The following is a 20,444-nucleotide window of genomic DNA, read 5'->3' on the forward strand; positions in this document are numbered from 1 at the left end:
GGATCTTAGCAAAAGGAGGAGAGGAAGAGAAAATGAAAAAAGTAGAGATTAGGGGAATCATCCCGCCGATCATAACTCCCATGAATGAGGACGAGACCATTAACGAAGGGGAACTGAGAAATCAGGTCAACCGTCAGATCAATGGAGGAGTACACGGACTGTTTCCCTTTGGGACAAACGGAGAAGGATACATACTAAGTGAGGCGGAAAAGGAACAGGTGCTGAGTATTGTAATCGATGAGACAAAAGGACGCGTCCCTGTCTATGCGGGAACAGGATGCATCAGTACCAGGGATACCATCCGCCAGTCCGGGATGGCCAAGTCTCTTGGCGCGGACGTGCTCTCCATCATTACCCCGTCATTTGCAGCCGCTTCCCAGAATGAACTGTATGAGCACTACAAGGCAGTGGCGGAGGCGGTGGATATGCCCATCGTACTCTACAATATCCCTGCAAGAACCGGTAATTCCCTGGCTCCGGCCACGGTAGCCCGTCTGAGTAAAATAGAAAATATTGTGGGAGCCAAGGACAGCTCAGGAAACTTTGACAATATGCTCCAGTACATAGAACAGACCCGTGAGAGCGGCGATTTTGCAGTCCTTTCCGGCAATGATTCCCTCATACTCTGGAATCTCCTGGCAGGAGGCGCAGGCGGTATCGCAGGCTGCGCAAATGTATTTCCGGAGGTGATGGCATCTATCTATGATTCCTTTGCGGCAGGAGATCTGGAAGGCGCCAGAAAGGCGCAGGACAGCATCCGGTCCTTCCGCGCATGCTTTAAGTACGGCAATCCCAACACCATTGTGAAGACGGCTGTAGCCCTTCTTGGATATCCGGTGGGAAAATGCCGTGCGCCCTTTAACCAGGTTCCGGAAGAGGGAATTGAGGCATTAAAGAAAGTCCTGGCTGAAAACCACGAGAAAGGAATGTGCTGATGGAGATGGAGGAACGTCTGATCATAGGAATTACCATGGGCGATCCGGCCAGCATAGGGCCGGAAATAACGGTAAAAGCCCTGTCTTTAGAGGAGATATACCACAAGTGCCGTCCTCTGGTCATTGGGGATGCCAATGTAATGGAGGCAGCGGTCCGTATTGTGGGAAAAGACGGAATTAAGATCCACCCTGTACACTCGGTGGATGAAGCGCTGTTTGAACCGGGTACCATAGATGTATATGATATGGGCCTGGTAGATATGGACCAGCTGGAACGGGGAAAGGTTTCCGCCATGGCAGGGGAGGCTGCATTCCGCTATGTGGAAAAGGTGATCCAGATGGCTCTGGCAGGCGAGGTTGACGGTACTGTCACCAATGCGTTCAGCAAGGAGGCTATTAACCTGGCCGGTCATCATTATTCGGGGCATACGGAAGTGTACGCCGATATGACGGGAACAAAGAAATACACCATGATGCTTGCCCACGAGAATATGAGGGTGGTGCACGTTTCCACCCATGTGTCTTTGCGGGAGGCATGCGAACGGGTAAAGAAGGACCGGGTGCTGGAAGTGATCCGTATTGCATATCAGGCATGCAGGAATCTGGGCATCCAACAGCCTAAGATCGGTGTCGCGGGGCTCAATCCCCACAGCGGTGAGAATGGCCTTTTTGGCAGGGAAGAGATAGAAGAGATCATCCCCGCAATTGAGGCAGCCAATGGGGAGGGGATTTTCGCAGAGGGGCCGGTTCCGCCGGACACGGTTTTTTCAAAAGCCAGAGGAGGCTGGTATGATATGGTGGTGGCCATGTACCACGACCAGGGGCATATCCCCCTCAAGGTGGTAGGATTTGTATATAATCAGGAGCAGCAGAAATGGGATGCTGTTGCAGGCGTCAATATCACGCTGGGACTTCCCATTGTGAGAGCCAGTGTGGATCACGGAACCGCCTTTGACCAGGCTGGCCAGGGTGTGGCAAATGAGTTGAGTCTGATGAATGCCATTGACTATGGCATCCGTCTTTCAAAAAGCAACAGGGAAAAAACTGTCAAAAAACAATAAACGGAGGGATAAGTACATGAAAAAAACAGTGAAGAAATTATTGGCATTGAGTATGGCTGCTGTTATGGCAGCGGGGCTGGCAGGCTGTTCCGGTTCCGCAGAGACAACAACTGCGGCGGATTCCAAGGCGGAAACACAGGCGGAGGCAAAGACGGAGGCACAGGCTGGCGGAGGTGAAAGCCAGGCGGGCGGCGCTTACACGGTTACAGATCCGGTTGAGATCACATTTGCGACCCAGGATGTAGGAACAACCGCATATGTATATGCGTCCACCATGGCCAATCTTTTTTCAGATGCATTTCCAAGCAGTTCCGTCATAGATGTGACCACCACATCTCCGGGCGGTGTGGGATCTCCGGTCATTCTTGAGAATAAACAGTGTAATGTGACCATCAGCAATGGTGCTCCCGCAAAGTGGGCGGCTGAGACAGGCATTCTCGGAAATCCTCCCACAGAGAGCGTCAGGGGGCTGGCAGGCGGTCTGGATAAGGCCATCCTCAATGTGATCTTTACCCAGTCATTTGTTGACAAGACCGGTATTACCACGGTTGAAGAACTGGTTGCCCAGAAGTATCCGGTCCGCATTGCAGTTAAATCCTCCGGAGCATTCGGAGAGCTGGCCTGCAATAAAGTGTTTGAAGTACTTGGCGTAAGCTATGAGGATATTGAGTCATGGGGCGGAAGCGTTACACAGACCGGTTCCGATGCAATCGTCAGCCTGTTAAAGGATGGAAAGGCAGATATGACAATTGACCACATTGCTCCGGGACAGTCCGCCACATCCGAACTTTGTATGACGGCGAAGATGTATTTCCCGCAGTTAAGTGACGATACTCTGGAGAAGCTGACCAAAGAGGGGTTTGATTATACCGTGATTCCGGCCGGAACATGGTCGGGGCAGGAAACGGAAATCAAAACAGTCGGTTCACCCCAGGTCATACTTGTGTCTGCTGATCTGGATGACGCCATTGTCTACACCATGACAAAAGCCCTGTGTGAGAACACACAGACGCTGGTTAACGCAAGCGCTGCCCTGGAGGCATTTGACCCAGAGACAGCCTGGGAGCCGATCAAGCTGGGAGCTCCGATCCATCCAGGCGCTGAAGCATATTACAGAGAAATGGGATACATGAAATAGATGAAATTTGTCTGACAGAAAGGGGCAAATTATGGAAAAAGTAAAAGTACCGCCTAAGAAAATGGCCTATATTGCGATCGGTACGGCCTGGATCCTGTTTCAGCTGTATCTGGCACTGGTGTCACCGCTTCATCCCATGCTGCAAAGCCCGGTCCACCTGATGTTTGCGCTGTTTATTGTGTTTCTCAATAATCCGGCCGACAAAAAGTCCAAAAAACCTTGGATGAAGGTTTTTGATATCCCGATCTATGCAGGTATTGTTTTTATCCTGTATTATGTGATCGCCAATACTGCACGCCTGACATCCCGCGTGCAGTATGTATCACCTGTTACCATGATTGACAAGATTGCCATGGTAGTGTGTATTATCATACTTTTGGAAGCGGTCAGAAGAACACTGGGAACCATTTTGTTTGGGTTTATCCTGTTTTTCATTGTTTATTTCTGGTTTGGAAAATATTTTCCATCCATCTTCCGGTTTAAGGGAACCAACATGCAGCAGTTTACGGAGTTGATGACCATGGGTTCCAGCGGTATTTACGACACGCCATTGTACACTTCGGCCAGCAGCTTATTCTACTTTATGCTTTTTGGAGTATTCTTCTCCGAGTGCGGAGGCGGACAGCTCCTCATAGATATGGGTATGAAGGTTTCAAAGAACGGCACGGGAGGTCCTGCAAAGGCTGCTGTTATCTCCTCCGGACTGATGGGGATGATTTCCGGAAGTGCGGTTGCCAATGTGGCAACCACCGGTGTCATGACAATTCCCATGATGAAGAAGATCGGCTATGAGCCGCATCAGGCCGGCGCCATTGAGGCGGTTGCATCCACCGGAGGGCAGATCATGCCTCCCATCATGGGTGTGGGCGCTTTCATCATGGCGGAAATGCTGGGCGTTCCGTATAAGACCATTGCATTTGCCGCATTGATTCCAGCCATCGCCTATTTTATGTCGGTGTTCCTTCTGGTCACATTCATGGCGGATAAAAAGAGCATGGTTGACGGGGCGCAGAAGGCGGAGGCGATCCAGACAGAGAAGATCCTTCCCAGGCTGTATCAGCTGATTCCCGCCATTGTGCTGGTGTATTTTATGGTTTCGGGCGCATCCCTGATGAGAAGCGGAATGATGGGCATTTTTACCTGCCTGATCATAAATGTTGCAAGCAAATTCGTTTTAGACGGCAGGTATTGCGTCAGCCTTAAAAAACTGGGTGAAACTGCGCTTCAGGGCGTAAAACAGGCCTCTGAGATCGCAGTCCCCACGGCAGCATGCGGAATTATTATCGGTGTTGTGATCCAGTCAGGTCTGGCTACCAAGGTTTCCAAACTTATCGCCAATGTGGGTTCCACCTATCTGATCGTAGCGCTTTTGATCACAATGCTGGGGTGTATGCTTTTGGGTATGGCCCTCCCCACAGTGGCTGCCTATCTGGTGGCAAATGTTCTCTTTGTGCCAACCCTGATCGGATTGGATATCCAGCCATTACAGGCTAACATGTTTGTATTCTACTTTGGCATTATGGCCCAGATCACACCGCCGGTTTGTGTGGCTTCGTTTACAGCGGCCGGTATAGCGGGGGCGGATTCCATGAAGACGGGCCTCACGGGGTTCGCATATGCCCTTGTGGCATTCCTTGTACCATTTATTTTCATTTACGATCCGTCCATATTGCTAATTGGCACACCCCTTGAGATCGTTAAGGGAACCCTGATCCTGTTCCTGGGAACCTACCTGCTGGCCTCGGGAATGGCCGGATTCTTCCTGGTACCGCTGAACCGGATAGAGAGGACCATCCTGCTTGTATCTGCAATCCTCATCATCCTTCCGGAGACAATAACGGATATCATAGGTATTGTAGTGGCAGTGGCATTTTTTGTGATCTGTTCGGCAAAAAAACGGAAATTCTACAGCAACAAACGAGAAGAAAATAAAGTCGTGGCGTGATGGAGAAGATGGACATGCTAAAAGGAAAAACAGCCATAGTTACTGGCTCCAGCAAAGGGATCGGCCGGGAAATAGCCCTTGCCCTGGCTGAAAATGGTGCTGATCTGGTGATCAACGGCAATAACCAGGAGCAGCTGGAACATGTAAAGGCACAGATAGAGGCCCTGGGTTCAAGATGCCGTGTTGTGAGAGGGGATATCTCTGACAGCAACACGGCTGCCAGGCTTGCGGCTGCCTGTATGGAAGCATTTGGGAAAATCGACATACTGGTAAACAATGCAGGCGTAAACAGCAGGATCCCCTTTCTTGAATTGACGGAAGAAGAATGGCGCAGGATGATGGGGATTAATCTGGATGGTGTGTTTTACTGCTGTAAGGCCGTACTCCCCCACATGGTGCATCAGCAGTCGGGAACCATCATTAATATATCATCCACGGCCAGCAAAACGGCTCATGCCAATGCGTCCATATGTTACGGGGCATCCAAGGCAGCGGTCAACTCCATGACACAAAAGCTTGCATATGAAATGGGACCCCACCATATCCGGGTAAACGGCATATGTCCGGGACCCATTGAGACGGATATGTCGCTGCAGTGGACGGAGGAGTACAGGAAAAATGTTGTAAAGAAAATCCCGCTGGGTCTGTTGGGAACAACTAAAAATGTAGCGGATGTGGCGGTTTTCCTGGCCTCCGATATGGCCGGATTCATTAATGGGGAGACGATCAACGTAAACGGCGGAAGCTACATGAATTAAAGGACGATCATATGGTAATTGACAAAATAGAAAACATATTATTTTATAAGCCCATGATTCCTGCTCTTGAAGCAGGAATCGCGGCAGTTAAGGCAATTGAAAAGCTGGAGCCCGGAAAATACAAATTTGACGGGGGATATTTTAATATACAGAAGGGTGAAACAAAGCCCATGAATGAGGGCACCTTTGAGGCACACCGCAGATATATCGATGTGCAGATCCTTGCAAAAGGATGCGAGGAAGTGGCTTGGGCCGATGTGGGGGATCTTAAGACCGTGATCCCATACGACAGGGAAAAGGATGCGGAACGTTTGTCCGGGGATACGAAGAACCATATACGTGTGGACCAGGGGATGTTTTATATTGCATTTCCCCATGACGGGCACAAACCGGTATCCCACACAGATGAGCCTTATTCTTTTACCAAGATCATTATGAAGATACCCGTACCAGAGCGTGTTTAGGCACATTTTGGCGGATAAAATGGAGGTAGTTATGGCAAAAAAGCATGACGTTATCATTGTGGGCATGGGGCTTGCATCCCTGGCAACAGCGGCCAGGCTCTGGGAGCTGGGGGTAAAGGATATTGGAATCTATACCACTGCCTATGGCGGAACCCCTTTTATTGCGGCAATCAATTTTGTCCTGCCGGATAACCCGTATAATGATACCACGGAACAATACAACGATGATATGATCCATGCGGGCTATGGGATCAACAACCGCAGGCTTGTAAAAGAGATGACCGACAGTACCATGGAGGGATATAACCTTCTGCGCAGATGGGGAGTGGAATTTGCCAGTAATGCGGACGGCACTATAAAGCTGAGACATCTGTCAGGGCATACTTATCCCAGATCCCTGTGCTGCACAACCCAGCTGATCGGTGTGGAGATGGTTAAGAAGCTGGTGGACGGACTGGAGGAAAAAGGAATCCCTGTACATATGGATCATGAATGCCTTCATGTTCTGACTGAGGACGGTCATGTGTGCGGCATTACCGTGAAAAATCCGGATGGAGATATTGAAAATGTGTATGCTCCCATTGTGGTGGCAGGCTGGGGAGGCGTTGGGAACCTGTTTGGTGTTTCCACCTATCCGGGTGACATTAAGGGGAATACCCTTGCCATTGCAAAAGAGGCCGGAGCCAAGCTGGTGGATATTGAATTCCTGGAATATGAGCCCATGGTGGTAATGAGCCCGCCGGGAGCAGTGGGAGAACCATGTCCCACCGCCATGCTGGGCGAAGGCGCGCATCTTCTCAATTCAGAAGGAGAGCGCTTCATGTTAAAGGTGAGGCCTCAGGGAGAAGGCGGTTCACCAAAGACCCTGATCAACAAACAGATCTGGAAGGAAGTGGATGCGGGCAGAGGCACACCTCACGGCGGAGCGTGGGCGGACCTGCGCCATATTGACAGGGAAGTGCTGAAAGCATATCCCTGGTTCTTTAACCGTCTGATGGATAACGGAGTGGACCCCAATGAGGAGCTGGTTGAGGTGGGACCCATGGCCCATAGTTTTTCCGGGGGTATTATGGTGGATGAACATTATGAATCCACGGTGCCCGGGTTCTACGCGGTGGGAGAAGCCTGCGGCGGCGTTCACGGAGCCTGCCGGTGCGCGGGCAATGCAGCCAGCCAGGCAACCTTATCCGGCCTTTTGTGTGCACAGGCCATTGCAGAATCAGGTGATTTCCCGGCCCGGGAGGTAGCTGTCCATGAACTTCCGGCAGAATATGCCAGGGATACAGATGTATATGGCAGATTTGTCCCGGAAGCTAAGGAAATCGCTGTGAAAGCCCTGGGGATCTACCGCAGGGGGGAGACACTGGAGCAGGCCCGGATACGTCTGGATGAGATGCTGGCCGATGAAGAGATAAAGAAAGATACACAGGCATGGCAGGTGGTGCAGTCCATCCGTCTTATGGTGGAGGCCGCGTGGAACAGGAAGGAGAGCCGCGGAACCCACATGAGACTGGATTACCCTGAATCGGATGAAGAGTTTGAAAAGGAGTTTTCCATATAGATGCTTAGATGGTATGGCCGGACCGATTGTCCGGTCATATATATTTGGTATGACCGGGCATGTATGTTTTGATTTTTTCCGACAATTGTGCTATTATGTAACCAGTTTATATCAAAGGAGAAAAAAAGAATGAAAGAGACTGCGCTGGTCATTATGGCTGCCGGCATTGGAAGCCGGTTCGGGGGAGGAATCAAGCAGCTGGAGCCCGTTGGACCGGGAGGAGAGATCATCATGGATTATTCCATCCATGATGCAATGGAAGCCGGGTTTAATAAGGTCATATTCATTATCAGGAAAGACCTGGAAAAGGATTTTAAGGAAGTGATCGGAAACCGGATCGAGAAGGTGGTGCCGGTGGAATATGCATATCAGGAGTTGGATGCCCTTCCGGACGGCTATGAGGTGACACCGGGACGCACCAAGCCATGGGGAACCGGACAGGCTGTGCTGGTGGCAAAGGGACTGGTGGACGGTCCGTTCCTTGTGATCAATGCGGATGATTATTATGGCAGGGAAGGCTTTAAGAAGATCCATGATTATATGGTAAATGATATGGACACAAAAGCCGGTGTCTATGATCTGTGCATGGGCGGCTTTGTCCTTTCCAATACCCTTAGCGACAATGGCACCGTGACCAGAGGGGTATGCCAGGTGGATGACAGCCATATCCTTAAGACGGTGAATGAAACCTATAATATCAGAATGACGGAAGACGGACTTCAGGCAACGGATGAACAGGGGAACCCTGTCCGGATCAGTCCGGACCAGCCGGTTTCCATGAACATGTGGGGTATTCCGGCAAGCTTTTTGGACGAGCTGGAAAAAGGCTTTCCACGGTTTCTGGACAGCTTAAAGGAAGGCGATGTAAAGTCGGAGTACTTGCTTCCAAGAATTATTGATGACCTGGTACAGTCCGGGCGTGCCAGGGTGACGGTTCTCGACACCCCCGACAAGTGGTTCGGAGTGACCTACAAGGAGGATAAGCAGGCGGTTGTGGACGCTGTCAGGAAACTGATCGATGCGGGAGTATATAAAGAAAATTTATATGATTAAGGTAACAGTTCAGAAGATTTCTATTATTAAGAGCACGCGGATGATGTCAATCCATGTGCTCTTTTTTTATGCATAATTTCAAAACCCCAAGCCTATACTATAAAAACAGCCCGTATCAACCGGAACATTTTCAAATACGTTCCAGGGCACGACATTATAATGAGTTTTGGGTGGACAACTTGGATATGAAATTATGGAAGACATTCAGCATACAAAAACGGGAAGATATTGCCTATTACAATACCCAGTCAGAGTTTGAGACAGAGCAGTTTGCAAGGCATCTCAACTGCCTCATCTGTCAGGAGATGGAGGCAAAGGGGAAAGACAGAGTTATGTTTCTGTGTATCGGTACAGACCGGTCGACAGGCGACAGCCTGGGACCGCTGGTCGGCCATAAACTGAGGGGGAGACGCCTGAAAGGGGCTGCAGTCATCGGTACACTGGATAAACCGGTCCATGCAATGAATCTGGACCTGTACGCAAGATATATAAGGCTTCACTATCCGGATTACGTGATCGTGGCCATTGATGCTTCCGTGGGCAGCCCGGACCATGTGGGTTACGCCACCCTGGGACGGGGAGCGCTGCAGCCCGGTCTGGGCGTATCCAAGGAACTGGAGGCAGTGGGGGATATTGCCATTACTGGGATCGTGGGAGGAGCCGGAAGCCGGGATCCCGTGATGCTGCAGAGCGTGCGCCTGTCCATTGTGATGAAGATGGCGGACTGCATTTGCGAAGGAATCTGCCTTGTCGAACGATTATGGGAAAATGCCGCCATAATATGACAGAAACTGCACATGGAATCTGCTATGCTTGTACAGATTAAAGACAGCGGGGTGATTCTATGGGAGAATTATATGAACCCTTTCCCAAGCTGCCGAAAAATATTCGGCAGATAGGGGAACGGGACCAGGTTTTAAAGTTATATTTGGAAGACTATGTGAATACTTATTTAAAACGCCTCCAGCCGGCCAAGGGGGCTGATCTGCGTGTGGGTCTGCTCCTTGGAAGCAGGGAAACCCATGAGGACACGCCCTATGTATTTGTGGACGGCGCCCTGGAAATGGATTCCGTCACCGAGGAAGGCGAAAAGGTTGTATTTACCGAGGATGCCTGGAAAAAGGCATACCAGGATGTGGAGCAGATGTTCCCGAAGAGGACTGTACAGGGATGGTTCCTGTGCGGAGGTCCGGGCTGTACCTTAAGTCCCCTTAATTACTGGCGCCAGCACAGCCAGTACTTCACAGGCAAGAACCAGCTGATGTACCTCAACTGCGGCCTGGAAGGAGAAGAATCAGTTTACATAACATCATCCGATGGCTTTTACAAGCTTCGTGGATACAGTGTATATTATGAACGCAACCAGATGATGCAGGATTATATGATACAGCGCAAGGATGCGCCCAGGGCGGAAACAGAGGTAAACGACAAGGTGATCCGTGATTTTAAGCAGCGCATGGACGAGCGCAAGCATGAGGTGGGACGTCACAGAAGCACCGTGGGCGTATTATCCGGCCTTTGCAGCGCCCTTGCGGTCACTGTTTTGGCAGGCGGTGTTGCCATGTTTAATAATTATCAGAAAATGCACCAGATGGAGAGTGTGATCGCCTCTGTGATGCCCGATGGAAGTGTTAAGGACGGGCTTTTGGCATCCTCCGGAAAACGGCCGGGAATTGCGGAAAATTCTTCAGGCAAAGGATGGTCCGCGGTGGACGAGCCGGACTATGTGATCGAGGAAGCAGCCGGCAAGGTCTATCCAACCACCGCTCCTGCGGCGGAAAGTGGAAAAGAACAGTCCTCTGAAGTGAAACCGGAAACCATGCCCGCGGCAGAGACTAGCGCCCTTGACGGCACGGCCGGAGGAGAAGCTGAAGGAGAGGCGGCAGGAGCGGCTAAAACAGAAGACGCCGGAGGGACGTCAGCCGGGTCAGGAACGACCGAAACAAAAGCGGCCGGAACAGAGAACTCCGGGACAGGGACAGACGGAACAAAGGCAGAGGGGACAACGGCAGCCGCAGGAGATGGAAGCGGTCAGGCTTCCTCCGGCCAGGCCGATCCTGCAAAACCGTCCGGTGACACATCCCCCACAGAGGAAACAACCCTTCCTCCCACCGGAGGCAGAGACGGATCCGCCGAAACCGTGTCCGCTGTCAACTACAGTGTGTACACAGTGGCGGACGGAGAGACATTGTACGGCATTTGTTTTAAGCTGTATCATAACCTGAAACATATTGACGAGATCTGCCGGGTAAATGCCCTGACGGATGAAAACAGCATCTATGCAGGCCAGAAGCTGCTTGTCCCTTAAACTTAATCCATTTCACAAAGGGGAAAGTCCGTCATCCGGAAAAAGATAATGCGTTTTGCCAAAAATTGTTGTATACTATTGCATATATGCGATAGTGGATTGTTGGGAGAACGTAAGATGGGCAGTACCAGTTCAATGAGCCGAGAAAATAAAAAAAAGCAGTTAAAGCGACAGATTGTTCCTCCAAACAGCCGGCACCAGGAAGAGGAAGACAGCCGAGAGATCGTCCATAAGGCCCATAAGCGTGTGGTACGGAAGCGGCTGGCCATATTTTTGGTGCTGGTTATTCTTGCGGCAATTGTAGCCTTAGTGCTGTTCAGATATGACAGGTATCACCAGTTTACGGATTACCAGGTCATATGGGAAAAGAATCTTACCAGCGAGGCCCAGGAAGCCGCCGTGCAGGGAGAGGGCAGCTTTTGCGCGTACAGGGACTATGGAGACGGTGTGTTAAAATACACCAAGGATGGAGCATCCTATATTGATGCCCAGGGCAAGGTGGTCTGGATCCAGAGCTATGAGATGAAGTCACCGGTGGTTTCCATCAATGGAGAGTATGTTGCCATTGGCGACCAGCAGGGCAATAGTATCTACATATGCAATAAGAGCGGCAAGGTGGGACAGGCCACCACCCTGCTCCCCATCCTCCGGGTGACTGTGTCGGCAAAGGGTGTGGTGGCAGCCCTGCAGGAGGATTCCAAGGCCAGCTACATTTATCTTTATAAAAAAGATGGAAGTACCCTTGACCTCAGTATCAAGTCTCTGTTGTCCGGTGACGGCTATCCTGTGGATATGAGCCTGTCACCCAACGGAACTCAGCTGATCACCTCTTACATGTATCTGGACCAGGGGATCATTAAGTGTAAGATTGTGTTTTATAACTTTGGACTGGGTAAGAATGATCCCAGACGAGTGGTGGGGATCTTCTTTCCCCAGGATCTTGGCGATGCAATGGCAGGAAGGGTCAGATTCCTGGACGAGAGCCATGCCGTGATATTCACGGACAAGGGCATGCAGCTTTTCTCCACCCGTGTGGAGACATCGCCGGAATCCGTGAAGCAGATTCCCATAGAGGAGAATATCCATAGCATTGCCTATACGGAGGAATATGTGGGACTTGTGACAGATAATGTGGAGGGCGGAGATCCCTATTCCCTGAAGATTTTTGACAAGGAGGGAAATCCTGTATTTGACCGTACCTTTAATTACCAATACACTGGATTTGACATAGACGGAGGGCTTGTACTGTTGTATAATGACAGTTCCTGCAAGGTGTTTAATATGACAGGAACGGAAAAATATAACGGGACCTTTGAGTTTACGGTGTCCAAGGTATCGGCCGGCAGGTTTCCGGGAACCCTTCTGGTCATGGGACCGCAGATGATGATGGAAATAAAACTGCAATAATTAATAAACGGAAAGGATGTATGTACCATGGGGATGAAGTGTATCGGAGTTGACATTGGAGGCACATCTGTAAAGATCGGTCTGTTTGAGGTGACCGGTGAACTGCTTGACAAGTGGGAGGTAAAGACCCGCAAGGAAGACGGGGGATCCCAGATCCTTCCGGACGTGGCTGCCTCCATCCGGGAAAAGATGAAGGAACACGGGCTGGACCTTAAGGCAGACCTGGCAGGCGTGGGAATGGGAGTCCCAGGCCCTGTGCTTCCCGATGGATATGTGGAAGTCTGTGTGAACCTGGGATGGCATGATCTGAACCCTCAGGAGGAACTGAGCAGACTTCTGGATGGGATTCCGGTAAAGAGCGGCAATGATGCAAATGTGGCCGCCCTGGGCGAGATGTGGCAGGGAGGCGGTAAGGGCTACAGCGACCTTGTTATGCTGACACTGGGGACAGGCGTGGGCGGAGCTGTTATCATTGACCAGAAGATCATCGCAGGCAAGCACGGCCTGGGCGGCGAGATCGGACATATCCATGTCCGGGATGAGGAGTGGGAACACTGTAACTGCGGCGGCGTGGGATGTGTGGAGCAGATCTGCTCCGCCACGGGAATCGCCAGGGAGGCAAGGCGCAAGATGGCTGCCAGCGAAAAGCCCTCCCAGCTGCGCGGGTTTGGCGACTCCGTGACAGCCAAGAATGTGCTGGATGCCGCCAAGGAGGGCGATGAACTGGCCATGGAGGTGATGGAGGTGGTAGGCCGTTATCTGGGCCTGGCGCTGTCCATGGCAGTCATGACAGTGGATCCGGAGATCTTTGTTATTGGAGGCGGTGTCTCCAAAGCGGGACAGTTCCTGATCGATGTTGTGCAGAAGCATTATGACCACTTTACGCCCATTTCCAAACATAAGGGAAAGCTGGGCCTGGCTACACTGGGCAATGATGCGGGAATCTATGGAGCCGCAAGGCTGATCCTGTAAGTGGGATGTGTGGAGCGGTACGGGACAGGGTAATGTATGGGACAATAATATAGAATAACATAAAAGAGGCAGACCGCCGGTTGTGATTGAAACCGGGGGGCTGCCTCTTTTTATGATTAAGTAAAATGTCATGAATAAATCATCCCCGCCCTCTTTCATCTTGTGCATTTAAATGTTATTCTGAGAATATATCCGGACATAAACCACTTCGGAAATTACATGTTACACACAATAGGGAAAAGGCAGGGGACATATGAAGGGGATACGAAAATACTGGAGTAAACAGTCATTTACAAAACAGATATCCGTTGTATTTATCTTGTTATTTACAGCGCAGATCGTATTTCTGGCCGGTATAAGCAATACGTATCTGACGGATATTATTGAGAAAAAGATCATTGGTTTTTTTAGTATAGCAGTGGGACAGGCAGCATCCAATATAGCGGCAACCCTGAACGGATATGAGGAAGCAGTGAATCAGATGATTATAGATGAAAAATTTCTGGATCAGATGGAGCGGTTTGAAGAAGCCCAGGGGCAGATGGAGCTGAGTGTAAAGCAGGAACTGAGAAAGCAGATGCGGACCTATATGTCCTACCGGCCTCAGGTATGGTGCATGGCCGTTGAGACTGAGAATGGAAAAATATTCAGTTCGGACAGGCTTCAGATCGATTCTTTATACCAAAAAAGTCCGGAACTGTATGTCCGGTATTTTTCACAGGTGGCAAAACAGGAGATCCTTAAGGGGGAGTGGATTCCTACAGAGTATTATGACAGACAGGGAACCTCGGATTATTATCTTTTCACATACCGGAAGCGGCTGATGGATTTCTACACGACCAAGTATGTGGGAACCTTTCTCATGGGCGTTAATGAGCTGGTACTTTCAGATATATGCCAGGAGGCTCAGATCACACCGGACAGGGATACGAATTATAATTTTATCGTGGACCGGAACAACCGGATCGTTTCTCATTATGACAAGTCCAGGATAGGCACGGATATTACTGATATGGACGGATGGGAACAGCTGGTTTTGGGAGACGGCCGGAATGTGCATCTGGTAAAAGATAACCATGAGGAAAAAACAGTGGTGCTGGTGGATATTCCAAAGACATCCTGGCGCCTGGCCGGTGTTCTGGATAATGACTACATACTGAAGGAAATCAGAAATTTCCAAAAGATCATATGGATGATAACCATTTGTCTGATGGTACTGGGTGGATTCTTCATATGGATCCTGTCCCGAAGGTTGTCGGCTTCTGTTAAGCAGGTTGTAAACACCATGAAGGAGGTAAGGGCCGGGGAAATGTCCGCCCATATGGAGATGGAAGGCAAAAATGAAATATCCATCATAGCCAATCAGTTTAATAAGATGATGAAACAGATCAATAATCAGATGGACGAGATCAAGCAGGTAAGTGAAATGAAAAAAGACGCGGAGATCAGGGCCCTCGAAGCCCAGATCAATCCTCATTTCATCTATAATACCCTGGATTCCATCCATTGGCTTGCCATAGAAAACGGGGAGGATGAGATCAGTGAAATGCTCAGTGAGTTTGCCCAGATCCTCAGGTACCAGATCAGTGGAAGCAATGCTGTGGTTAAAATAAAGGATGAGATGGAGTACCTGAAAAAGTACCTCTTTCTTCAAAAAATCCGATTCATGGATAATTTTGAATATGCGATTGAGTGTGAGGAAGGAATCCTGGATTGTCATATCCATAAGATGATATTCCAGCCTTTTATTGAAAATGCGATAATCCATGGATACGCAAACATACGCCATGGAGGACTCCTGCGCATAAAGATTTATCATATAAATGAAACCGAGATCTGTTTTTCCATTATGGACAATGGACGGGGAATGTCGCCGGATAAATTAGGGGAAGTTTTTGGGAATGATGGAGGTACTCCGTCTATTGGCGTATCAAATGTATTGGCCAGGCTGAAGCTTTATTATGGGGATAACTACAGGCTGGAAGTACACTCAGAGGTAAACAGGGGGACTTCCATTAAAATTACCATACCAAAAATGTGATGCAAAAGAGGATGATGAGATGAAGATCATAATTGTGGAGGATGAAAGAAAGTCATTAATGGGACTTACAGCCCTGATCAGCCAGCTGGAAGAAAGATGGAATATCGTGGGGACAGCCGGGAATGGAGAAGATGGGACACGGCTGATCGCCAGGGAACAGCCGGATGTGGTCATCACGGATGTCATGATGGAGCAGATGGATGGATTGGAAATGATGGAGGCGGTGAGGAATCAAGGCAATGAGTGTAAATTTATTGTTTTAAGCGGGTTTGCTGATTTTAAATTTGCCCAGAAAGCAATTCAGCTTGGGAGTGTGGACTATCTCTTAAAACCCGTAACTAAAAAAACATTGAGGGAAGTGCTGGAACGGGTGGAACAAAAGATCAGGGAAGAAAAGCATCAGATACGGCCGTCCACCTTTTCTGAGCAGGAATTATGGGAGCGGTTATATTCAGTTCCTGAAGATGCAGCCGAGAGTTACCGGAGGGAGCTGGAAACCAGGATGGCGGGCAGAGGCGTATATCTGCTGATGCTGAAAGGGGATACTGGTTTTACCGTATCAGAAGAAAAAAAGTGGAAGGAAATCATGAAGTATTACCTGGCAGACTTGGTATTCCATTCTTTTTCCGGAGATAGGCATAAACTGTTTTATGCAATTGAGCCACAAGGGTTTTCATGCCCTGAAACGCGGATACGGGAAGCGCTGAAGCGCGGGAAAAGCCTGTTCCACAAGCCCGTTGTAGCGGTATCATACCCACTTGGGAGGTTAAGTGAATTTTACAGAGCGCTTAAAGTGATGGAGGATAACAGTAACTGGGGACTGTCCGTTATACAGATGGATATTGTAAATGAGGAAAACCTTAAGACAGTGGCCTGCAGTAAGTTTATTTATCCAATGGAGATTGAACGGAATATGATCTGTCATATTGCGGACCTGGACATGGAAGCAGTCCGGGAGGATCTGCGGGAATTTGAGGAGTATCTGAAAAAACAGGTTTACCATTATGCTGATATACGTGAGGCAATGCTGTGTATGACAGTTGCTATTTTGTATGAAATCCGAAAAACAAGCTATGGAATATATGAGGAGATCAGTCATCTGAATGTACTGGAGTGGGTAAAAACCAGAATATCCACGGACACCTATGCAACCATGATGTTGAATATTCTGAGCGAATTTAAACGTTATAAAGATAATGTACATCACTGTGATAATGCGGTGATTAATGAAATATTAAATATTATTGAAAAGGAATACAAAGAAAATATTCTTGTGGAGGAAATGGCGCGCCGTTTTAACCTTACTCCTGAGTATCTGAGCACTCTGTTTGTACGGGAACTGGGAATCAAGTACACGGCATACTGCACCCAGGTTAAGATCGAGCATGCAAAAAAGCTTTTAAGAAACAACAATATGAAGATTTACGAAGTAGCTGAACAGAGCGGATACCTGGATGTAAAATATTTTTGTAAGGTGTTTAAAAAGTATACGGGAAAAAGCCCCAAGGAATATATCCAGATGTAACGTTTGTTTTGGACACCTTTCTTAGAAATGTAGAATGGGAAAAAAGATAAGGAGATGGTATTCTTTAATCAGAAAATAAACAGGGAGGGATTTCAATGAGAAAAGAACACAAATGGTTATGGGCGGCGGCAGCGGTCGCAATGGCGGCAGGAATCTGTATGGGGTGTGGCGCAAAGTCTGACGGGGGAAAAGACCAGGCCGCTGTGCAGGAGGAAAAAGGCCGGGAGGAAAGCACAGAGCAGGCAGCTGCATCACAGAATGGGGGGGGATCAAAAGATCACATTACTTTTAACATATCCCAAAGAAAAGGCGGTTCTTTATCAATGCATCGAGGATTTTACAGCTGAAACCGGGATACAGGTGGAGATTCAGTATATGCCTCTGGCGGATTCCAGGAAGCAGATCAATATCATGGTGGCCAGCGACAGTCTTCCGGATGTAATGGATGTGGACAACACAGATACCGCTACTTATGCAAAAATGGGAATCCTGGCAGATATCACGGACCATGTTAATTCAGAACTGGAGCTGGACCAGTATTATAGCAGCATCCTGGGACAGAACCAGTATGAAGGAAGGTATTATGGCCTTCCATTTACATCCAATAATCTGTGTCTTTATTATAATCAGGAATTACTTGATAAAGCAGGTGTGACAGAGGTCCCGGCAAGCTGGGATGAGGTTCTTGAGGCATGTGGGAAACTAAAGGAAATTGGGGTCAATGGATTTGGTGTGGCGGGAAGCCAGACAACAGATACCACGTTCCAGATGTGGCCCTTTATATGGGGATCCGGCTCTGATGTAGACCATATTGATTCTCCCGAGACAGTAGAAACGCTGAAATTCTATGAGACAATGGTGGAAAACCAGTACATGAGTACGGAAGTGGTGAACTATAATTCCGGTGATAATGCAAACCAGTTTATTGCAGGCAAAACCGCAATGATCGTTGACGGTCCATGGCGTCTCAGTTCGATTCAGGCTGATGCCGGTTTTGAATTTGGCGTGGCCAAGATCCCTGAGGGAAACGCCGGATTTAAGACCGTTCTGGGAGGCCATAATTTTGCAATTTCCAATACGGGAAATGTGGATCTAAGCTGGGAATTTGTCAAATATATGAACAGGCCGGAGGTCATGGTAAAGTACAGTGAGGCCGAGAATTATATTCCGTCCAGAAAAGATGTAGCTGCAGAATCTGAGTATTTTGCTAAAGAACCTATACGGACATTTGTGGAAATGCAGGATTATGCAGTGGCAATGCCGGTGGAAAATTATAATAAGATCAGCGATATTCTGATCGAGATGTGGCAGTCGGTTGTGCTTGGAGCCAAGGATCCGGAACAGGCAGCCAAAGATGCAGGTGCATCCATAGCAGGATTATAATAAAACAAGATATATAACAAAGCGCTGCAAACACATGGCAATTGTGCTTTGCAGCACTTTTTATGCCAAAAATCACGTTAAATGAGTTGGAAAGCGGTGATCATTGATGATAAGAAAGAAAAAAGTTCCCATTTATAACAGATATACAAAGCGGGAGATTATGGCCGGATACTGTTTTATTCTTCCAGCAGCAGTGTTTCTGGCACTGATCGTAATATATCCGTTAATATACAACTTGAGTATGAGCTTTCATGAAGTAACGCTGGAAACCTTCCGGGGAGGACAGCCCTTTATCGGCCTTGAGAATTACAAGGAAGTCCTGGCCATGCCAATGGTGAGAAAGGCCATATGGAACACGATCTATTTTACGGTAATGTCCATTATATTTCAGTTTGTAATAGGGTTTGCCCTGGCCCTTCTGTTTTCCAAGGCATTCAGGCTCAGCAAGATATCCAGGGGCCTCCTGATGGTGTGCTGGCTGGTTCCTGTTATTGTATTTGCCTCTGTATGGAAATGGATATTTGCAGGGGACGGTTCCGGCATTTTGAATTATTTCCTGACACAGCTGCATATTGTTAAGGCGCCGGTTTCCTGGCTGACCACGGAAAGGGGAGCCATGACAGCCCTGATCATTACCAATATCTGGAGAGGCGTGCCCTTTAACATGCTTTTGCTTGCCACAGGGCTGACTACATTGCCGGAAGAGCTGTTTGAGGCAGCTGCCATTGACGGGGCAAACCGCATCCAGAGATTCCGCCATATTACACTTCCACTGCTTAAGCCCACCATCCTCAGTGTGGTGACACTTGGGTTTATCTATACATTTAAGGCATTTGACCTGATCTACATTATGACAAACGGAGGTCCCTTAGATTCCACACAGATACTGGCAACAGCCTCTTATAAACTGACATTCTCCAATTTTGAATTTGGACAGGGGGCAGCAGTGGCCAATATTATGCTGATCCTCTTACTGGTAGTTGCCATATTTAATTTGAAATTAATGGAGAAAGATGAGGTGATGTAACATGGATAAACGGAAAAAACGGGAACAGGTACTGTTTAATCTGATCGCACTTGCTGTTCTGATCTTATTTTTGTTTCCCATCTATTGGATGGTGATCACCTCCCTCAAATCTTCCAGAGAAATTTTTGCTGAGGTTCCAACCTTTTTTCCTAAGAAGATTGAACTTGAGGGATATATTTCCCAGTTGTTTGTCAGAGGAAGCGTACCTATCTGGATCAGCTTTAGGAACAGTTTTGTTATAGCAGCAGCCACAACTGTCATATCTACACTGCTGGCCACCCTGTCCGCGTATGGTCTGGCCCGCTTTAAACTGAGTATCAACCGGGCGGTACTGCTGGCGATCCTTATTACACAGATGCTGCCCACCGTGCTGTTCCTCTCCCCTCTTTTTATGACATTTAAAAAGATAGCAATATTAGACACCCTGGCAGCGCCTGTTATTTTTACCTGCCTGCACAGTATTCCTTTCTGTATCATTACACTCCGGCCATATTTTCTGGATATTCCAAAAGAGCTGGAGGACGCCGCTATTATTGACGGGTGCGGCCGGTTCCAGGTGTTCTGGAGAGTCATGGTACCCATTACGTATCCCGGCATTGTAGTCTCGGCTGCATTTACCTTTCTCTGGGGATGGGGGGACCTGATGGGAGCCCTCACCTTTATTAAGACAGACCGCCTATATCCTCTGACTGTTAATATGTATAAGGCAATAGGGGAATATGGGATCGAGTGGAACAGCCTGATGGCATTTGCGGTTATTTTGACCATACCTGTGCTTTTGATATTTATATGTCTTCAAAAGTATCTTATCACCGGTATTACGGCTGGTGCGGTAAAAGGATGAGTGCGCCCAGACAAGGAATATG

Annotated in this window: 18 protein-coding genes; all 18 read left to right on the top strand. The window is 48.6% G+C overall.

Features of this window, described 5'->3' with window-relative positions; all coding sequences use genetic code 11:
- Window positions 1–32 precede the first annotated feature (32 nt).
- The 18 genes from dapA (at window position 33) to HMPREF9469_RS19850 (ending at window position 20,422) form a co-directional block, all read left to right on the top strand.
- A complete protein-coding gene (gene dapA, locus HMPREF9469_RS19765; RefSeq protein WP_007865759.1) occupies window positions 33–935 on the top strand; it encodes a 4-hydroxy-tetrahydrodipicolinate synthase in 903 nt (300 codons plus the stop codon).
- A 35-nt stretch (window positions 936–970) separates the two neighbouring features.
- Window positions 971–1,996, top strand: a complete 1,026-nt coding sequence (gene pdxA, locus HMPREF9469_RS19770; RefSeq protein WP_195415987.1) for a 4-hydroxythreonine-4-phosphate dehydrogenase PdxA — start codon at window positions 971–973, stop codon at window positions 1,994–1,996.
- 16 nt (window positions 1,997–2,012) lie between these two features.
- On the top strand, window positions 2,013–3,134 hold the full coding sequence (locus HMPREF9469_RS19775) for a TAXI family TRAP transporter solute-binding subunit (protein ID WP_007865769.1): 1,122 nt from the start codon (window positions 2,013–2,015) through the stop codon (window positions 3,132–3,134).
- 31 nt (window positions 3,135–3,165) lie between these two features.
- On the top strand, window positions 3,166–5,079 hold the full coding sequence (locus tag HMPREF9469_RS19780) for a TRAP transporter permease (protein ID WP_007865771.1): 1,914 nt from the start codon (window positions 3,166–3,168) through the stop codon (window positions 5,077–5,079).
- Between the two features lie 14 nt (window positions 5,080–5,093).
- Window positions 5,094–5,837 carry an SDR family NAD(P)-dependent oxidoreductase gene (locus HMPREF9469_RS19785; RefSeq protein ID WP_007865772.1) on the top strand — a complete coding sequence of 248 codons (744 nt, stop codon included), beginning with the start codon at window positions 5,094–5,096 and terminating at the stop codon, window positions 5,835–5,837.
- Between the two features lie 11 nt (window positions 5,838–5,848).
- Complete coding sequence (locus tag HMPREF9469_RS19790; RefSeq protein ID WP_007865775.1) at window positions 5,849–6,301, top strand: NanQ anomerase/TabA/YiaL family protein; 453 nt, start codon at window positions 5,849–5,851, stop codon at window positions 6,299–6,301.
- A 31-nt stretch (window positions 6,302–6,332) separates the two neighbouring features.
- The gene (locus tag HMPREF9469_RS19795) at window positions 6,333–7,862 is read left to right on the top strand and encodes an FAD-binding protein (protein WP_007865776.1); all 1,530 of its coding nucleotides are present in this window, start codon (window positions 6,333–6,335) and stop codon (window positions 7,860–7,862) included.
- Window positions 7,863–7,991: 129 nt separating this feature from the next.
- On the top strand, window positions 7,992–8,915 hold the full coding sequence (locus HMPREF9469_RS19800; RefSeq protein ID WP_007865778.1) for a sugar phosphate nucleotidyltransferase: 924 nt from the start codon (window positions 7,992–7,994) through the stop codon (window positions 8,913–8,915).
- Between the two features lie 185 nt (window positions 8,916–9,100).
- Window positions 9,101–9,700, top strand: a complete 600-nt coding sequence (gene yyaC, locus HMPREF9469_RS19805) for a spore protease YyaC (RefSeq protein ID WP_040416894.1) — start codon at window positions 9,101–9,103, stop codon at window positions 9,698–9,700.
- Between the two features lie 59 nt (window positions 9,701–9,759).
- Window positions 9,760–11,223, top strand: coding sequence for a LysM peptidoglycan-binding domain-containing protein (locus tag HMPREF9469_RS19810; RefSeq protein ID WP_007865787.1), 1,464 nt, complete (start codon window positions 9,760–9,762; stop codon window positions 11,221–11,223).
- A 117-nt stretch (window positions 11,224–11,340) separates the two neighbouring features.
- A complete protein-coding gene (locus HMPREF9469_RS19815; RefSeq protein ID WP_007865789.1) occupies window positions 11,341–12,630 on the top strand; it encodes a DUF5711 family protein in 1,290 nt (429 codons plus the stop codon).
- A gap of 27 nt (window positions 12,631–12,657) precedes the next feature.
- On the top strand, window positions 12,658–13,602 hold the full coding sequence (locus HMPREF9469_RS19820) for an ROK family glucokinase (protein ID WP_007865790.1): 945 nt from the start codon (window positions 12,658–12,660) through the stop codon (window positions 13,600–13,602).
- Window positions 13,603–13,855: 253 nt separating this feature from the next.
- The gene (locus HMPREF9469_RS19825; protein ID WP_007865797.1) at window positions 13,856–15,643 is read left to right on the top strand and encodes a cache domain-containing sensor histidine kinase; all 1,788 of its coding nucleotides are present in this window, start codon (window positions 13,856–13,858) and stop codon (window positions 15,641–15,643) included.
- A gap of 19 nt (window positions 15,644–15,662) precedes the next feature.
- Window positions 15,663–17,168 carry a response regulator transcription factor gene (locus HMPREF9469_RS19830; protein WP_007865799.1) on the top strand — a complete coding sequence of 502 codons (1,506 nt, stop codon included), beginning with the start codon at window positions 15,663–15,665 and terminating at the stop codon, window positions 17,166–17,168.
- A gap of 95 nt (window positions 17,169–17,263) precedes the next feature.
- A complete protein-coding gene (locus HMPREF9469_RS32100) occupies window positions 17,264–17,515 on the top strand; it encodes a hypothetical protein (RefSeq protein WP_007865800.1) in 252 nt (83 codons plus the stop codon).
- Entirely contained in the window at window positions 17,427–18,551 is a 1,125-nt protein-coding gene (locus HMPREF9469_RS19840; protein WP_082197778.1) for a sugar ABC transporter substrate-binding protein, read from the top strand. The genes HMPREF9469_RS32100 and HMPREF9469_RS19840 overlap by 89 nt, the downstream gene beginning before the upstream one ends.
- A gap of 106 nt (window positions 18,552–18,657) precedes the next feature.
- Window positions 18,658–19,578, top strand: coding sequence for a carbohydrate ABC transporter permease (locus tag HMPREF9469_RS19845; RefSeq protein WP_007865803.1), 921 nt, complete (start codon window positions 18,658–18,660; stop codon window positions 19,576–19,578).
- Between the two features lies 1 nt (window position 19,579).
- The gene (locus HMPREF9469_RS19850; protein ID WP_007865806.1) at window positions 19,580–20,422 is read left to right on the top strand and encodes a carbohydrate ABC transporter permease; all 843 of its coding nucleotides are present in this window, start codon (window positions 19,580–19,582) and stop codon (window positions 20,420–20,422) included.
- The last annotated feature ends 22 nt before the right edge of the window (window positions 20,423–20,444 follow it).

The sequence above is a fragment of the [Clostridium] citroniae WAL-17108 genome, assembly GCF_000233455.1.
GTDB lineage: Bacteria > Bacillota > Clostridia > Lachnospirales > Lachnospiraceae > Enterocloster > Enterocloster citroniae.

What these genes read in the sequence shown, in the direction of transcription:
- dapA (WP_007865759.1), top strand. Translation starts at nt 33, where the DNA reads ATGAAAAAAGTAGAGATTAGGGGAATCATCCCGCCGATCATAACTCCC.
- pdxA (WP_195415987.1), top strand. Translation starts at nt 971, where the DNA reads ATGGGCGATCCGGCCAGCATAGGGCCGGAAATAACGGTAAAAGCCCTG.
- HMPREF9469_RS19775 (WP_007865769.1), top strand. Translation starts at nt 2,013, where the DNA reads ATGAAAAAAACAGTGAAGAAATTATTGGCATTGAGTATGGCTGCTGTT.
- HMPREF9469_RS19780 (WP_007865771.1), top strand. Translation starts at nt 3,166, where the DNA reads ATGGAAAAAGTAAAAGTACCGCCTAAGAAAATGGCCTATATTGCGATC.
- HMPREF9469_RS19785 (WP_007865772.1), top strand. Translation starts at nt 5,094, where the DNA reads ATGCTAAAAGGAAAAACAGCCATAGTTACTGGCTCCAGCAAAGGGATC.
- HMPREF9469_RS19790 (WP_007865775.1), top strand. Translation starts at nt 5,849, where the DNA reads ATGGTAATTGACAAAATAGAAAACATATTATTTTATAAGCCCATGATT.
- HMPREF9469_RS19795 (WP_007865776.1), top strand. Translation starts at nt 6,333, where the DNA reads ATGGCAAAAAAGCATGACGTTATCATTGTGGGCATGGGGCTTGCATCC.
- HMPREF9469_RS19800 (WP_007865778.1), top strand. Translation starts at nt 7,992, where the DNA reads ATGAAAGAGACTGCGCTGGTCATTATGGCTGCCGGCATTGGAAGCCGG.
- yyaC (WP_040416894.1), top strand. Translation starts at nt 9,101, where the DNA reads ATGAAATTATGGAAGACATTCAGCATACAAAAACGGGAAGATATTGCC.
- HMPREF9469_RS19810 (WP_007865787.1), top strand. Translation starts at nt 9,760, where the DNA reads ATGGGAGAATTATATGAACCCTTTCCCAAGCTGCCGAAAAATATTCGG.
- HMPREF9469_RS19815 (WP_007865789.1), top strand. Translation starts at nt 11,341, where the DNA reads ATGGGCAGTACCAGTTCAATGAGCCGAGAAAATAAAAAAAAGCAGTTA.
- HMPREF9469_RS19820 (WP_007865790.1), top strand. Translation starts at nt 12,658, where the DNA reads ATGGGGATGAAGTGTATCGGAGTTGACATTGGAGGCACATCTGTAAAG.
- HMPREF9469_RS19825 (WP_007865797.1), top strand. Translation starts at nt 13,856, where the DNA reads ATGAAGGGGATACGAAAATACTGGAGTAAACAGTCATTTACAAAACAG.
- HMPREF9469_RS19830 (WP_007865799.1), top strand. Translation starts at nt 15,663, where the DNA reads ATGAAGATCATAATTGTGGAGGATGAAAGAAAGTCATTAATGGGACTT.
- HMPREF9469_RS32100 (WP_007865800.1), top strand. Translation starts at nt 17,264, where the DNA reads ATGAGAAAAGAACACAAATGGTTATGGGCGGCGGCAGCGGTCGCAATG.
- HMPREF9469_RS19840 (WP_082197778.1), top strand. Translation starts at nt 17,427, where the DNA reads ATGGGGGGGGATCAAAAGATCACATTACTTTTAACATATCCCAAAGAA.
- HMPREF9469_RS19845 (WP_007865803.1), top strand. Translation starts at nt 18,658, where the DNA reads ATGATAAGAAAGAAAAAAGTTCCCATTTATAACAGATATACAAAGCGG.
- HMPREF9469_RS19850 (WP_007865806.1), top strand. Translation starts at nt 19,580, where the DNA reads ATGGATAAACGGAAAAAACGGGAACAGGTACTGTTTAATCTGATCGCA.